This is a genomic window from Klebsiella sp. Shm-1 (assembly GCF_040804525.1).
GTDB classification, from domain to species: Bacteria; Pseudomonadota; Gammaproteobacteria; order Enterobacterales; family Enterobacteriaceae; genus Klebsiella; species Klebsiella pneumoniae.
The window spans coordinates 762,253-776,746 of sequence record NZ_CP161823.1 but is presented as its reverse complement, the minus strand read 5'-3'; the positions used below and the strand labels follow the sequence as shown (position 1 = coordinate 776,746).

The window sequence follows — 14,494 nt, the reverse complement described above, 5'->3', positions numbered from 1 at the left end:
TGAACCCTCTCCAGTGAGCCGGCCCTCTCCCGGCGCGCAGGAGCAACCGTCCGGCGCCTTGATTAACCCCCTGTGCCGTGCGGTACCCTCTCCCCGGAAGGGAGAGGGTTGGGGTCACTGGGTTATCATTAATACAGCGTCTTCTGCGGCGGGCCGGCAAAGCGCAGCGCGCCAATCTGGCCCATCTTCACTTCCACCACCGATGGCCCCGGCATCGCCAGCGCTTCGGTCATCACCGCCTGGAAATCCTCAGCCCGATCCACGCTCCACGCCTGCAGACCCATCGCCTGCGCCAACAGGGAAAAGTCTGGCGTGTGCAGCTCGTTGTAATACTGGCGGCCGCCAAAATACTTATCCTGAATACCGCGCATTACGCCGTAGCCGCCGTCATTCATAATCAACAGCGTCACATTGGCCTTCTCCTGCGCCAGGGTCGCCAGTTCGCCAAGGTTGAGGCTCAGGCCGCCGTCGCCGACCAGGCCGACCACTTTACGTTGCGGATTGGCAATCGCGGTACCCACCGCCATCGGTAGCCCCATACCGATGGCTCCGGCCAGAGAATGGATATTCATCAGCGGGCCGTGAGCGCGGAACAGACGGCTGCCCCACAGGCTGCCAGAAACGGTAATATCGCGCACCAGGATGCCGTCATCGGGCAGCGCCTGCGCAATCGCGTCATTCAATTTAGCGTAATCGCCGCACTGGTCGCGCAGCCCCTGCTCCGCCGCCTCTACCGCCTCTTTAAGTTGGCTATCCCAACGCGCATCGCCCCATATCCGGCCCTGCACCCGCGCTGCCAGCGCCGCTAATAGCGCCCGGCAATCCGCCACCAGGGTATTGTCCATCAAGTAGTTACGGCTGGCCGCCGCCGGGTCAATATCAATCTGCACCCGCGGCGTGGGCAGTTCCAGCGTCCACGAGCGCGTTTCGTTGCTGCGCAGCCGGGAACCGGCAACAAGTGTGAAATCACATTGTGAAATCAGCGCTTCAACCGAGGGAGAATTATGAAACGCGCGCAGGCTGGCGCGATGGCTGTCCGCCAGAATGCCGCGGCCGTGGGTACTGGAAATCACCGTCACCCCGGCATCCGCCAGCGTCTTCACCGCCTCGCCGCTCTCTAACGCGCCGCCGCCAAGCCACAGCAGCGGCTGCTTCGCCTGCTTAAGCTGCGCCCACAGCGCATCGACCAGCGACGCTTCCGGCTCAACCGCCGGAGCGCGTTTCAGCGGCGCGGTCAGCAGTGAAAGCGGAATTTTGGCGCTCTGAATGTCGATTGGGATCTCCACCGAGACCGGGCCGCACGGCGGCGTCTGCGCCTCCTGAATCGCCTTATGCAGGATAGCCACCGCCTGGTTGGCGTTGCTAATGCGGTAAGCGCGCTTCGAACTGGCTTTCAGGAAGGTCAATTGATCGCGGGTTTCATGAATGAAACCGGTGTCGGCGTCCAGCCAGGCTTTTTCGACCTGTCCGGTCAGGTGCAGCAGCGGCGTACCGGCGTTCATCGCCTCAACCAGCGCGCCGACCGCATTACCCGCACCCGCGCCGGTACTGGTCAGCGCCACGCCGAGCCCTGAAAAACGGCCGTGGGCGTCAGCCATGGTCACCGAGCCCGCTTCACCGCGCGCCGGAACAAAGCGGATTTTTTCCCGCTGGCCGACGGCATCGGCGATCGGCAGGTTATGGATGGAAATGACGCCATAAATGGCTTCAACGTGATACTGCTCCAGCGTTCTGGCGATGGCATCGCCGACGGTTATCATTTCGCTCATTGCTCACCCTTTCTCAGTCGCACCAGTGGTTGACGCTATTACCCGTCGCCAGATAAATGCTCTTTTGTTGCATCCAGGCTTTCAGCCCCTGGATCCCTTTTTCGCGGCCCAGACCGCTCTCTTTAAAGCCCCCAAACGGGGTCGAAATGGAGAAAACTTTGTAGGTGTTGATCCACACCGTACCGGCTTCCAGTTGTTCGCTCAGACGCAGCGCGCGGCCGGTATCACGCGTCCAGATCCCCGCCGCCAGTCCGAAGACCGAATCATTGGCCTCGCGGATCAGCGCCGCTTCATCGTGAAAACGCATCGCCACCAGAACCGGTCCGAAGATCTCTTCCTGGCAAACGCGGGCCTGATTGTTCAGCCCTTCAATGATGGTCGGCAGGAAATAGCTGCCTGCCGCCAGCGCCGGATCCGCCGGGATCTCGCCGCCGCATAGCACGCTGCCGCCTTCGCGTTTCGCCAGCTCGACGTACTCCAGCACGCTCTGCCGGTGTTTATCGTTGATCAGCGGCCCGACGTGGGTGCCAGCGCTGAACGGATGACCAACCCGCAGCCCTTGGGTTAACTCCAACAGGCGGGCCATTAATTGCGGATACACTTTGTCATGAACAAACAGCCGCGAGCCGGCAATGCAGGCCTGGCCGCCGGAGCTGAAAATGCCGTAGCAGATGCCCCGCGCCGCCTGTTCGATATCGGCATCTTCCAGCACGATGGTCGGCGATTTGCCGCCCAGCTCCAGCGACGCCGGGATCAGCTTTTCCGCCGCCACGTGCGCCAGGTGACGTCCGGTGGTGGTGCCGCCGGTAAAGGAAATTTTGCGCACCTTAGGATGGCGGGCCAGCGCATCGCCGATAATCGATCCTTTACCCGGCAGCACGCTCAGCAGTCCGGCGGGTAAACCGGCCTGCTCAAAGATCTTCGCCAGCTCCAGCGCCATGAGCGGCGTGGCTTCCGCCGGTTTGAGGATCACCGCATTTCCGGCGGCGATCGCCGGGGCCACCTTCTGCATTTCGCTGGCGATCGGCGAGTTCCATGGGGTGATCGCCGCCACCACGCCCAACGGCTCATAGCGGCTCAGAGTCAATAGATCCGCCTGCCGCGGCGTCGGCAGCTCGCCTTCCAGTAACTCGCAGGCGGCGGCAAAATAGCGCGCCGTCCCCGCCGCGCTCATCACCAGCCCTCGCGCTTCCGCCAGCGGTTTACCGTTATCGCGGCTCTGCTTTTGGGTGAGCTCATCAAGCTGTGCTTCAATCAGATCGGCGACTTTATGCAGGATCTTCGCCCGCTGATGCGGCAGCATCGCCCGCCACGTTGGCTCCCGCCAGGCGCGGTCGGCGCTGTCGATCGCCTCCTGTAAATCATCGAGGCTTGCCGCATGCAGCGCCGCGTTAATAGCGCCATCCGCCGGAAACTGGCTGTGCATCAAATTGCCGCCGCCGCGACGCCATTGGCCGCCGATAAAAATGTCTAATTCGTCCATCTCAGCCTCTCTGCGTTATGCCAGTTCACGGCAGGCGCGTACCGCGCTCAGTGCCGCGAGGGTCGATGTTTTCGGATTGCTGGCGAGCGGCAGGCCGCTCAGCTCCAGGTGAAACTCGCCGAACAATCCTTCGGCGTGTAGCGTATGGGTGTTGCGTTGCGTCGCCGGATCGACCATCAGCTGTACTCGGGTCGCGTCAAGGCCAATACCGCCCAGCGCGATGGTTGCCGCCACGTTGGCATTTGCCGGGAATAGCCGCGCCGCCTCGCGGGCGCTGCCTTCGAAGAAAATTTTCGCTTCATTGACCGCGCTGAGGTCGATAAGCTGTTCGGCATAGCTGCCGCGCCAGCTGGCCGGGCTTTTACGCGACCGATAGGTCACTCGTTCAAGCCCCCCCTCTTTGGCCGCCGCCAGGCCGTCAATCCCGGCTACTGCGCCAGCCAGCAGCGTCAACTTGCCGCCCGCCTGACGTAAACGCTGTTCCAGTTCGCTGTCCGCCAACGCACCGGTCGAGATCACCGCCAGATGCCAGCCGCGCGCCAGTACCGCTTCGCCGTATTGCGCGACCGCCTGCTGACTGGCGCATTCCAGCACCAGATCCGGCGTCCCACCGCATTGCAGCGGATCGGTAAGCGGCGTCACCGCTTGACCAAACTGCAGGCAGATCGCTGCGTGATGCGATTCGCGCGCCACGATCCACTCCACCCTCACCTGCGGCGGCAGGCGTTCAATCACCGCCTGGGCCATCGCGCCATAGCCAATTAACATGACCTTTTTCATCATCTTTCCTTACAGATGGCGACAGAAACCGCCGGAAACGTCCAGCGCCGCGCCGGTGGTAAAGGAGGCCAGCGGCGAAGCGAGGAATAGCAGCGCTTGCGCTGGCTCCTGCGGCTTACCGAGACGCGCCATCGGGATCCCCCGCTTACGGGCGATATCGGCGGTCCACTGCTGCCAACTCTGGCTCTTATCGCTTCGGCTCTCAAAACGGCGCTGCCACTGCCCGGACTCCACCATCCCCAGCAGAATGGAATTCACACGAATACCTTTATCCACCAGCTCTTTCGACAGAGTCAGCGTCATATTGAGCAGCGCGGCGCGGGCGGCAGAGGTGGCGATCATGTGCTCTTCCGGCTGCAGAGCCAGCAGCGAGTTCACACAGGTAATCGAGGCGATATCCGACGCCTCTAGCAGGGACTGAAAGGCCTTTACCGGGTTAATCACGCCGAACAGTTTCAGTTCGGCTTCGTGCAGCCAGGCCTCACGTGGCGTATCGGCGAAGTGGGCGACATAGCCCTGGCCGGCGTTATTAATCAGCATATCGACGCCGCCGAAACGCGCGGCGACCGCGGCGGCGAACGCCTCAACTTCAGCTTCGTTCAGTACGTCACAGCGCCAGGAGAACACCTCACCTTCTGGATATTCGTTTTGCAACGCCGCATGGGCGCTAGCCAGCCGATCCGGGTTGCGGCCGCAAAAGGCGACTTTCGCCCCTTCGCCCAGCAGCAGGCGCAGCGTTTCAAAGCCGATTCCTGACGAACCGCCGGTGACTACCGCGACGCGTCCTTCAATTTGTGCATTCATCGCGCACCTCTTCCCCTATGCGTAAAAGCTGTTGATTAAAAAAGATTTCGTTATCGAGATAGCTGGCATGTCCAGCCTGAGGGATGGCGATGTAAGGAGCGCCGTAACGCAGCGCCACTCCCTGCACTAACTCCGGTTGGGTAATGGCATCCTGCTCGCCACACCACACGGAGAGACGACCGCGATAGTCGGCGAGCCAACGGTGAATGTCGTCATGGGCCAGCATCCAGGCCGCGGCGAGATAACCGTCGCGGCGTAGCCTGCGCATCCCCGCCGCCACCGTCGCCACATCGGCTTCGCGCGCGCCAGGGCGCAGCAGTTTTGCCGCCCGCCCCTGGGCCATCGCCTCGCCGCCCAGCGCTATCTGCTGTTGACGCCCCTGCCAGACTTTTTCCCGCTGTGCGGCTTCCGCCTGGCCGTAGCCCTGCGCGACGTCGGCGAGCACCAGGTAAAGCACCCTCTGCGGGTATTTCGCGGCGAAGGCGGCCGCCACCAGCGCGCCCAGCGAATGGCCGACCAGTATGGTTTGCTCTACTCCAGCGCGGTCCAGCATTCGCGCCAGCGCGTCGGCGTAATCGCCGGCATCCGCCGGCGCCGCCGCCAGCATCGGGCTTTCGCCATAACCGGGCATATCCCAGGCCAGCACGCGGTAGCCGGGCAGCGCCATCTGTTTATGCCAGGAGGCCGCGCCGGAACTGATGCCGTGCAGCAGCGTCAGCGGAATACCGCTTCCTTGTTCACGAAACCCCGTCATCATCGCCCCTTAGTTACGTTTTACTTTTGCCAGCGGATGATCTTCCGGGTAGGTCGGAATATGCGGCTTATGGGTGCCGAGCATCACGCACATCAGCGCCTCTTCTTCGCCGTGGTTAAACAAACCGCGGTAAATTCCAGGCGGCACCGAGATCAGATCGCGTTCGCGCAGCACGGTTTCGGTATAGTTGTCGCCGTCCTGAATCATCAGAGTGATCTGCCCTTTGAGCATGAAGAACACCTCTTCTACGTCATCATGCAGGTGCAGCGGGCCTTCACATTTGGACGGCAACACCATGGTGGAAAAGGTGAAGTGCTCGGCCGGAACGGTGTTGGTATCACTGGCGACGCCGGTGGCGCCGGTGCCGATGTAGCGCATCTGCGCGCGGCGATATTTCGGATCGAAATCGGCCTGGAATTTCAGCGCATTCCAGTCGTATTTACGGCCTTCAAAGCGCGCGATACGCGACTCCACCCACTCTTCCATCGTCATATGGTCAGGTTTCAAACTCTGTTTTGCAGTTACGGTTGAATCAGTCATCGTTTTATCCTCAGTAACGTCTCAGCAGCGGCAGTAACAGGGCGCAGCCCACCGCCGCCATCACCGCCAGAAAAATCAGCCCGGAATCCATGCTATGGGTGAAGGCGATAAGCGCGCCCATCACCGCCGGCGATAGCGCCCCGGCAAAGTTTCCCAGCCCGTTGAAAATTCCACCCGCCGTGGCGCTGACCCGTGGATGGGTCGCTTTAGCCAGCAGCGCGAAAATGTTTGGCGCGCCGGTGCCCCACATAAAGGTGCTAAAGCTCATCGCCGCGATTACCGGCAGCGGCGTGGTGAAATGCATCACTGCCGCCAGGCCAATACCCGCGCCTGCCAGGGAAATAAAGCAGGCGGCGGCGCGCCTATCGACGCGGTCGGACAGCCAGGCGCCGATAATTTCGCCTAGCAACATGGCGATAAATGGCATCGACGACAGCCAGCCGGCGTGTTCCAGATGAATGCCTTTGCCTTTAATCAGGTAGCCCGGCAGCCAGCCGTTGATCCCCCACAGATAGGCGAGAAAGGCGATGTTGAAGATGCAGATCATCCAAAAATGCGGACTCACAAAGAGCTCGAGACGCGCGCTGCGGCGCGCTTCCTGCGAGGTTTTATCGCTGCTCGCTCTCGCCTCCAGTTGTACGCCGCGCAGCCCGATGCGTACAAAAATCAGCACCGGTATCGTCAGCATCGCCATCACGAAAAATGTGCTCTGCCAGCCGAAGGTATTGAGTAGCCAAATTGACAGCGGGAAACCCAGCGCCGCGCCAACCGGCGTGCCGAGCAGCCACAGCATGGTGGCGCGGGCCTGTAGCCGCTGCGGGAAGGTGTGGCGCACCACGGCGAACGCCAACGGAAACAGCGGCCCTTCAGCAATGCCCAACAGGATGCGCAGCGTCACCATCAGCGCGTAGTTGTGGGTGAAGCCCATGATCACCATCAGGATGCACCACACCACCATCATTCCAGTCAGCAGACGCAGCGGCGCAATCCGGTCGCCAAGGCCGCTTAATAACACTGACGAGAAGCCGTAACTCAGCAAAAAGGCACTCATCAGAATGCCCAACCGGGTGGTGTCGAAATCGATGCCCATCGCCTGCTGGAAGTGACTATCGGAAAACAGCGCGGCGATACTGATTTTGTCGAAAAAAGCCAGCAGCACGCAGGCCAGCAGCGACAGCGGAATGGCCCAACGAACTGCTTTTTCAGGCGTGCGGACGCCCTCGCCGCTCGCCTCTGCAGGCGCGGCGTTGGTCTCTAATGTGGTCATTTCTCCCCCTTAAGGGTTCGCGTTTCTTATCGCAATGACATCAGCGAGAAAGTCGGGTCAGCGAGCGGGACGTTAGAGAGATCCCTTCCCGCCGCCATCCAGCGCTTCGCCAGCTTCACGATACGTGCATTATTGAAGGCCACCAGCTGAGTTAAGCGTCCATCGGCATTCAGGGAGAAGTAGATCGCGCCCTGCGGCTCGTCACGCACAATGGTCCGGCTGCCCGCTTGCGGGATCCCGAGGATCTGGATATTGCGATCGTATTGATCTGACCACAGCCACGGCGCCTCGTCGTAGCCGCTGGCCTGTGGATCGAGCATCGCTTTCGCTGTCGCGATGGCCTGATTTTGCGCAAAGGCCCACGACTGAATGCACAGACCGTACTGATGGTGCTGGGCGACATCCCCAGCGGCGAAAATCGCCGGATCGTTACTGCGCCCTTGGGCATTAACGACAATCCCGCGATCGACAGTGAGCCCGGCATCGCGCGCCAGTTCGAGATTCAGATCGACGCCGATCCCCACCACTACCGCATCGAAGGTTTCCCGCTGGCCGTCGCAGTGCAGCGTCGGCAAGCCGTTATCATCTTCCAGCTCCAGCGCGCCGCAGCCGCGGCGAATATCAACGCCCTGCCCGCGATGCAACTCATCCAGCGCCTGCGAGACCTCCATACTGACCGAGCGCATGCACAGCGCCGGCTGCTGTTCATAAAGGGTCACGGCTACGCCGCTTTTGCGCGCCGAGGCGGCGATTTCGAGGCCAATCCAGCCGCCGCCGACGATCGCCAGCCGCGTTGCCGATGCCAACCGCTGCTTCAGACGCTGCGCGTCCTGCCAGTGGCGCAGGGTATATACCTGAGGATGCTGCCCCCAGGCCTCGGACGGCAGCCGCGCGCGGCCGCCGGTGGCGATCAGCAGTAGGTCGTACGCCAGCGTTTCGCCGTTGCTCAGCGCCAGGGTTTTATTTTGCCGGTCGATCGATTTCGCGCGCAGCGGGCGGTACCAGCGCAGATCCAGTGCCTGCTGCACCTCGGCGCTGAATAACCGCGGCAGCGCCGGTTCGGCCTCCAGCAATGCCGCTTTCGACAGCGGCGGGCGCTCGTAAAAATCCCATTGCTCTTCGGCAACCACGCAAATCTCGCCGCTAAACCCTTCATCACGCAGCGTTTTCGCCGCCCAGCCGCCAGCCTGGCCGCCGCCGATAATGACTATCCGCGCCGTCATACCGCCTCCGGTTTTTTCTGCTGGCGACGGGTATCGTGATCGATACCGCCTTCCACCGCCCATTCGGTAAAGGACACGAGTGAATGCTCCAGCTCGCGCGGCTGCCAGTTTTCCGTCAGATAGTCATCGTTGGTGTAGTACTCAAAAGCGCCGCCGGTCGGGCTGTTGACATACCAGAAGTAGGCCGAGGAGACCGGATGGCGGCCGGGACCGATAAACGTGCTCCACGCGTTTTTGTTCATCGCAATGCCGCCGCCGATCACTTCATGAATATCCCGCACGGTAAACGCGACGTGGTTTAGCCCGCGTTTGCGGTTGGGCAACTGCAATAAGAAGAGGTTATGGTGTCCGCCGCGCACGCCGCAGCGCAGGAACACCGCGCGATTGATATAGCGGTCTGACACCTGAAAGCCCAGCACTTCGCGATAGAAACTTTCCACCGCCGCCAGCTCTTCAACAAAGAATACGACGTGGCCGACGTTAATCGGCTGCGCGCGGTCGTATACCGGGCTCGGAGTGTCGATGCGACGCACATCGCCCCACTGGTTGATCGGTTCAACGTTCAGTTCAACCGCCGTTTGCTGGCTAACCTGCACCCGCAGCGTCATACCGTTGGGATCGCGGCACTCCAGCGCGCCGTCGATTTCACGGAAACCGGGCTGGCGTTCCAGCTTCGGGCGCAGCGCATCCAGCGTCGCCCGATCCGCCACGCCCCAGGTCATGCGACGCAGAGTGTTGCCCGCCTCAAAGGCTGGCGGGAGATCGGCGGCATCGGTCGGGTTAAGTTCGACCCGCGCGCCGCTGAGGGTGGTAAACGCGCGGCCGCTGGCGTCGCCGGTCAGGCCAAAATCGCGCATAAATTTGGCGCTGTGGTTCAGGTCGTCTACGCCAAATTCCAGCTTTTCAATTCCGGTAATACTCATTATTCGTCGCCTCTTTACCGTTCAGTCGCCCGAATTTGGGCGTAAAACATGCCCGACGCAATCAAGCGCCTGCCGTTAAGTTGTTGATTTAACTTGCCTGTGACAAATATCCGAGGAAGCCGGAAATTTTGTCCGCCGCCATACTGACTTCGTTCTGCAACCGCTCGCGATCGCTTTGCGGGATCTCGTCCGACGGCACCAGAATGCTGACGACCGCCGCCACCCGGCCGCTGCGGTTAAAGACCGGATAGACAATCGATGAGATGCCGTGGCGGTAGAACGATTCGCCAATCACGTAGCCGCGGGCTTTATCCTGCTGCACCATCTGCCACAGCGCTTCGCGGTCGTACAGCTGGCCCGGCGCATTGCCCGGCAGCCGTTCATCCGGGAACAATTGTTCAAACTCGCTGCGGGAAACATCGGTCAGCAGCATGCGGCCAAGCGAGGTGCAGTGCACCGGTAGCCGCGTTCCGACGCTGACCTGGTTGATACGCGAACCGGCGGCGCTGACGCGGGCGATGTAGATAATGTCGCGGCCGTCGCGGATCGCCAGATGGCTGCTGCACTGGCTGATATCGCGCAGTTGCTCGATGACCGGCTGACCCACCTGAGCGACATCCAGTGAGGCGATATATTCAAAGCCCAGACGCAGTACGTTCATGCCCAGCGAAAAGGTATTGGTGCGGGCGTTGCGCTCGAGAAAGCCCATATATTCCAGCGTCTGCACCACGCGATAGGCGGTCGCTTTCGGCATATCCACCAGCCGATGCAGCTCGGCAAAAGTCAGATCGCGATGCTGTTCGCCAAACGCCAGCAGCAGTTGTAAACCGCGCTCCAGACCCGGTACCAGGTACTTCACTTCCTGATCGTTCGCCATACCGCCTCACTTGTTAGTTAAAGACAAAACCGCCGTTGACCGGGATCAGTTGGCCGGTGATAAAGCGCGAAAGATCGCTCAGCAGCCAGACCACGCTGCCGGTGACATCTTCCGGCTGCTGCGCGCCGCTGAGCGCGCGGCCGTTCTCATACAGCTGATGACGCTCGGCGGGAACGTATTCCGTGGCCTCAACGCGGGTCAGTCCCGGCGCGATGGCGTTGATACGGATCCGCTTTTCACCCAGCTCGCGGGCCATGGAGCGGGTCATCGCAATCACCGCGCCCTTACTGGCGACATAGGCCATCAGCCGCGGCGCGCCCCACAGCGCGGTATCCGAAGCGACGTTGACGATCGCCGCCCCTTCGCGCAGCAGCGGTACCGCCGCGCGGGTCACCAACCAGGTGCCTTTAACGTTGACCGTCATTACCCGATCCCACAGATCCGGATCGTAATCGATCATATTTTTTCCGCCGACGCCGGTGGCCATCGCTGCGTTATTGACTAAGCCATCGATAGACCCCTGCGCGCCGATGGCGCTGAAGACCTGCTCGATCGATGCTTGACTGGCAAGATCGATGGCGTGAGATTCGACCTGATAGCCCTTCTGCTGCAGGCGATGAGCGCTTTCCGCCAGCTCTCCCTGCAGGATGTCGCACATCACCACCGTCGCGCCCTGAGCGGCGCAGGCTTCGGCAAAGTGGTACCCGAGGCCGCGCGCCGCGCCGGTGACGACAATACGTTTACCGGTTAGCAGGCCGTTCATCAAGCGGCACCCTGCTGCGCTTCGCGGAGCGCTAACTGCTCTTTCGCCGCTTTCTGCATCATGCGGCGCAGGCGGGACAGACCGACGTCATGTTGATAAAGGTATTCATGATCGCGGGCGTTCGGCGCCAGGCTTTCCAGCACCACGCGATCCTGCTCCAGTACTTCCCAGTGCAGTTTTTCCAGACGGTTGCGGTACATAAAGCGCCACAGATCGCGCTGCCAGCCCTGAACGCCGCGGATGCGCCAGAAGAAGACGCGACAGTTATCGTTATCTTCCGGAACCACCATGCCGACGATCCAGAAGTGGCCGCCCGGCCCGAAACGCTTTTTGTACGGAATAGACAGACGCATCCAGTAGGCGCCGCTGTTGCCCAGTTCAACCCAGTCAAAGTTAACGCCGCTCTGCCCTTTTTTCTCGAAGATAAAGCCGGTTTTCGTCGGCTGCAGGACCATATCGGCTTTGCGATCGCCTTCTGCCATCGAGTGCGATGATGAGTGCAAATAGGTGCCATGCATCGGGTCCATCACGTTTTCCAGCGCGTACTGGTAGTTGCATTTCCACGCCGCGGTGCACAGGAAGTTACTGTATTTTTCGCTATCGGCTAGTTCCTCAGGGAAGCTCAATTCATCAGGCTGCTGATCGGCGGTGACGCCAAACCACAGGAAGATTGCCCCGTGCGCTTCGTGCACGCTGTAGCTGCGCACGCACTGCTGGCCGACCAGCGGGCAGCGATCCACCGCCGGAACGTCTTTCACTTCGCCGTTGCCGGCGACTTCCACGCCGTGATACCAGCAGGCGATACGATCGCCTAAGTTCCAGCCCATCGACAGGCGCGCGCCACGATGCGGGCAGCGGTCTTCCAGGGCCTGCACCTGGCCATCTTTATTCCGCCAGACCACGATCTGCTCGCCGAGACGGGTTATGCCTACCGGCGCAGACTGCACTTCCCAGCTCGCCAGCACCGGATACCACAGGCCGCGCAACCCTTTATCAAGATAGTTTTGTACCGTTGTCGTCATCGCTGTGTCCTCAGTAGCCGTTAACCTGTAAAAATGCCTGGAAGCTGCTTTCGCTCCACGGTTCGCCCTGTTGGTCATGCATCCTGACGCCATTGAGGCCGTTCACCAGTTCACCGAGACTTTCCGCTCCCTGCTCGAACAACGTTTCCAGGGTGGCGATAAGCTGCAGTTCCCAGTTTTCCGGTACCCGGCTGCGGGTTTGCCAAATCAGATTGTGATAGTCGCCAGGCTTATGGATATTGCCGTTTCCGCCTTCCGCCGGTGGCGTAAACTGGCGGCTTTCCGGTAGCGCCGGGTTGAAGTCCAGGGATTCGCTCATGCCACGTTCTCCTCGATAAAGGTAATCTGGATCTGATTGTCGTATACCCGCACCGGGTAACGATTAAGGTTGCGACCGCCGGGTCCATGCAGGCACTGGCCGGTTTTGACGTCGAATACCGCCTCATGCAGCGGGCATTCCACCTTGCCATCTTCGACAAAGCCCTGGCTCAGGAGCGCATAGGCATGAGGGCAAACGTCTTCCAGCGCGTAATATTCGCCATCAATCAGATAAATACCGATTTCCTTACCATCGATATTGCCGCTATATGGGAAATCTTCCTGTACTTGCTCCGCGTCACATACGCCTATCCAGCTCATCGCAATCCTCCAGGCTTTTGTTTCATATATGAAACTCTGTTTCTTATTTAATACGGTCAATATAAAAGCGGTGAATGTTTCGTCAAGCATTAATGTGACGAATTTGTTAATGAGTGGCTTTTAAATTAGCTAAGTGTGCAATTGATCACGAAAAACTGCATTCAGATGAAATGATGATATTTAAAGCGGTGATCCATTATAAATAAAAATGCCGATTTAAATTTCACATACGACTATTGACTTCTTTTCAAATCGATCATTAAAAATGGGCAACAGCGGAAACCATGGTGTTTCACCCATGAAACAGCTATTTATTTAATCATTCAAAAACAATGAGTTTCATAGGTGAACCATTTTACTCATGTAACTATTTCTGGCGTTAAAAAATAATAACTGGCAATCATTAAATTAAGCGTGGAGACAACGAATGGCGGCAAGATGGCAAGGGGTAATAGCATTACTTTTGTTAATAATTATTTCCTACGTCGATCGGGTTAATATCTCGGTGATGATCCTTAACCCGGAATTCGCTGCCCATTTTCAGTTAAATGAAAACAGAATGTTACAAGGTATGCTAATGACATGCTTTCTTCTGGGTTATGGTTTTTCGGCATTATTATTAACCCCAGTTATAGAAAGTAGATGGCATTATCGTCAGGGACTCTTAAGCAGCATTGCTATATGGGCGCTGGTGTGCGCCATTTCCCCGCTACTCGGCTCACTGCTGGGAATGTTGATCGCGCGCATCGTTCTTGGCGTGGCGGAGGGGCCGCTGTTCTCTCTGAAAACGCGCTTTATCAACGACAACTTCGCCGCTGATGAAATAGGCAAGCCGAATGCGCTGACCGCCCTTGGCGTATCGTTGGGGCTGGCGGTAGGCTTCCCGCTGGTCACCTGGCTGATGGCGCACGTTGGCTGGATCGGCTCCTTCTATGCGCTGGCGCTGCTTAACCTGCTGCTCGGCGGCGGATTAATCTGGCGGTTTCTCCCCGCGCCACAAGTAACCTCACAGCGCGCGAAGCCGGGTTTCAGGCAGACTTTCGCCCTCGCCTGGCGTACGCCGCTGCTAGGCTGGATCCTGCTGGTAGAAATCGCCACGCTCAGCTATCTGTGGGGGAGTAGCGCCTGGTTGCCCGCCTGGCTGCGCGACGAGCACCACTTCTCGCTACAGGCTACCGGCCTGCTGGCGGCTGTCCCCTTTCTGTTAAGCCTCGGCTCAAAGTTTCTTGGCGGCGTGCTCCTCGACAAAATGCGCCCGGAGCAGGCGCCGCTGCTGTTTATTATCGGCGGCCTACTCACCGCCGGTTCTGTGCTGGCGCTGATGCTCAGCCAGCAGCCGGCGATGCTGGCGCTGTTTATGCTGGCGGCGAACGTTTTCTGGGGATTACAGGGGGCAGCGATCCCCGCGGTGGTTCAGCATCACGCCCCGCGCGAAGCGGTGGGCAGCGCCTATGGGATCATTAACGGCATTGGCAATATTTGCGCGGCGTTTATTCCGCTGCTGATGGGAGTGGTGATGAAATCGGTGGGATCGGTCAGTTCAGGTATTTCCGTTCTGGTGGCATCGCAGCTGATCACGCTGTGCGCCGGCGGCGCACTGCTGCTGCGTATGCGTCGCGCAGCAGCAGTAAACGCGTCTATACCCTAAAT

At 59.8% G+C, this 14,494-nt stretch carries 15 protein-coding genes; 1 reads left to right on the top strand and 14 read right to left on the bottom strand.

Annotated elements, in window-relative coordinates:
• Nucleotides 1–128: 128 nt before the first annotated feature.
• The 14 genes from AB1E37_RS03850 to AB1E37_RS03785 all read right to left on the bottom strand — a co-directional run bounded on the left by AB1E37_RS03850 (nt 129) and on the right by AB1E37_RS03785 (nt 12,844).
• Nucleotides 129–1,769: a thiamine pyrophosphate-binding protein gene (locus tag AB1E37_RS03850; protein ID WP_004211374.1), complete on the bottom strand. Its 1,641-nt coding sequence runs from the start codon at nt 1,767–1,769 to the stop codon at nt 129–131.
• 13 nt (nt 1,770–1,782) lie between these two features.
• On the bottom strand, nt 1,783–3,252 hold the full coding sequence (locus AB1E37_RS03845; RefSeq protein WP_004149795.1) for an aldehyde dehydrogenase: 1,470 nt from the start codon (nt 3,250–3,252) through the stop codon (nt 1,783–1,785).
• Between the two features lie 15 nt (nt 3,253–3,267).
• The gene (locus tag AB1E37_RS03840; protein ID WP_004151778.1) at nt 3,268–4,032 is read right to left on the bottom strand and encodes an aspartate dehydrogenase; all 765 of its coding nucleotides are present in this window, start codon (nt 4,030–4,032) and stop codon (nt 3,268–3,270) included.
• A gap of 9 nt (nt 4,033–4,041) precedes the next feature.
• Nucleotides 4,042–4,836: an SDR family oxidoreductase gene (locus tag AB1E37_RS03835; protein ID WP_002916526.1), complete on the bottom strand. Its 795-nt coding sequence runs from the start codon at nt 4,834–4,836 to the stop codon at nt 4,042–4,044.
• Nucleotides 4,820–5,590, bottom strand: a complete 771-nt coding sequence (locus tag AB1E37_RS03830) for an alpha/beta fold hydrolase (RefSeq protein ID WP_032440314.1) — start codon at nt 5,588–5,590, stop codon at nt 4,820–4,822. Before AB1E37_RS03830 ends, AB1E37_RS03835 begins: the two co-directional genes overlap by 17 nt.
• Before the next feature lie 9 nt (nt 5,591–5,599).
• On the bottom strand, nt 5,600–6,130 hold the full coding sequence (locus tag AB1E37_RS03825; protein ID WP_004174433.1) for a cupin domain-containing protein: 531 nt from the start codon (nt 6,128–6,130) through the stop codon (nt 5,600–5,602).
• Between the two features lie 10 nt (nt 6,131–6,140).
• On the bottom strand, nt 6,141–7,397 hold the full coding sequence (locus tag AB1E37_RS03820; RefSeq protein ID WP_004149797.1) for an MFS transporter: 1,257 nt from the start codon (nt 7,395–7,397) through the stop codon (nt 6,141–6,143).
• 26 nt (nt 7,398–7,423) lie between these two features.
• Nucleotides 7,424–8,620 (bottom strand): NAD(P)/FAD-dependent oxidoreductase, encoded by a 1,197-nt coding sequence (locus AB1E37_RS03815; protein WP_004174432.1) that lies wholly within the window; start codon nt 8,618–8,620, stop codon nt 7,424–7,426.
• The gene (locus AB1E37_RS03810; RefSeq protein WP_032448110.1) at nt 8,617–9,543 is read right to left on the bottom strand and encodes a VOC family protein; all 927 of its coding nucleotides are present in this window, start codon (nt 9,541–9,543) and stop codon (nt 8,617–8,619) included. Before AB1E37_RS03810 ends, AB1E37_RS03815 begins: the two co-directional genes overlap by 4 nt.
• An 88-nt stretch (nt 9,544–9,631) precedes the next feature.
• On the bottom strand, nt 9,632–10,420 hold the full coding sequence (locus AB1E37_RS03805; RefSeq protein WP_004144761.1) for an IclR family transcriptional regulator: 789 nt from the start codon (nt 10,418–10,420) through the stop codon (nt 9,632–9,634).
• 13 nt (nt 10,421–10,433) lie between these two features.
• The gene (locus AB1E37_RS03800) at nt 10,434–11,183 is read right to left on the bottom strand and encodes an SDR family oxidoreductase (protein ID WP_032448111.1); all 750 of its coding nucleotides are present in this window, start codon (nt 11,181–11,183) and stop codon (nt 10,434–10,436) included.
• Nucleotides 11,183–12,205 carry an aromatic ring-hydroxylating dioxygenase subunit alpha gene (locus AB1E37_RS03795; RefSeq protein ID WP_004151770.1) on the bottom strand — a complete coding sequence of 341 codons (1,023 nt, stop codon included), beginning with the start codon at nt 12,203–12,205 and terminating at the stop codon, nt 11,183–11,185. Before AB1E37_RS03795 ends, AB1E37_RS03800 begins: the two co-directional genes overlap by 1 nt.
• A gap of 10 nt (nt 12,206–12,215) precedes the next feature.
• The gene (locus AB1E37_RS03790; protein ID WP_004144765.1) at nt 12,216–12,524 is read right to left on the bottom strand and encodes a recombinase-like helix-turn-helix domain-containing protein; all 309 of its coding nucleotides are present in this window, start codon (nt 12,522–12,524) and stop codon (nt 12,216–12,218) included.
• Nucleotides 12,521–12,844, bottom strand: coding sequence for a non-heme iron oxygenase ferredoxin subunit (locus AB1E37_RS03785; protein WP_004151769.1), 324 nt, complete (start codon nt 12,842–12,844; stop codon nt 12,521–12,523). Before AB1E37_RS03785 ends, AB1E37_RS03790 begins: the two co-directional genes overlap by 4 nt.
• A 427-nt stretch (nt 12,845–13,271) precedes the next feature.
• Here AB1E37_RS03785 and AB1E37_RS03780 point away from each other — a divergent pair, with 427 nt between their 5' ends.
• Nucleotides 13,272–14,492 (top strand): MFS transporter, encoded by a 1,221-nt coding sequence (locus AB1E37_RS03780; RefSeq protein WP_032448113.1) that lies wholly within the window; start codon nt 13,272–13,274, stop codon nt 14,490–14,492.
• Nucleotides 14,493–14,494: the final 2 nt, after the last annotated feature.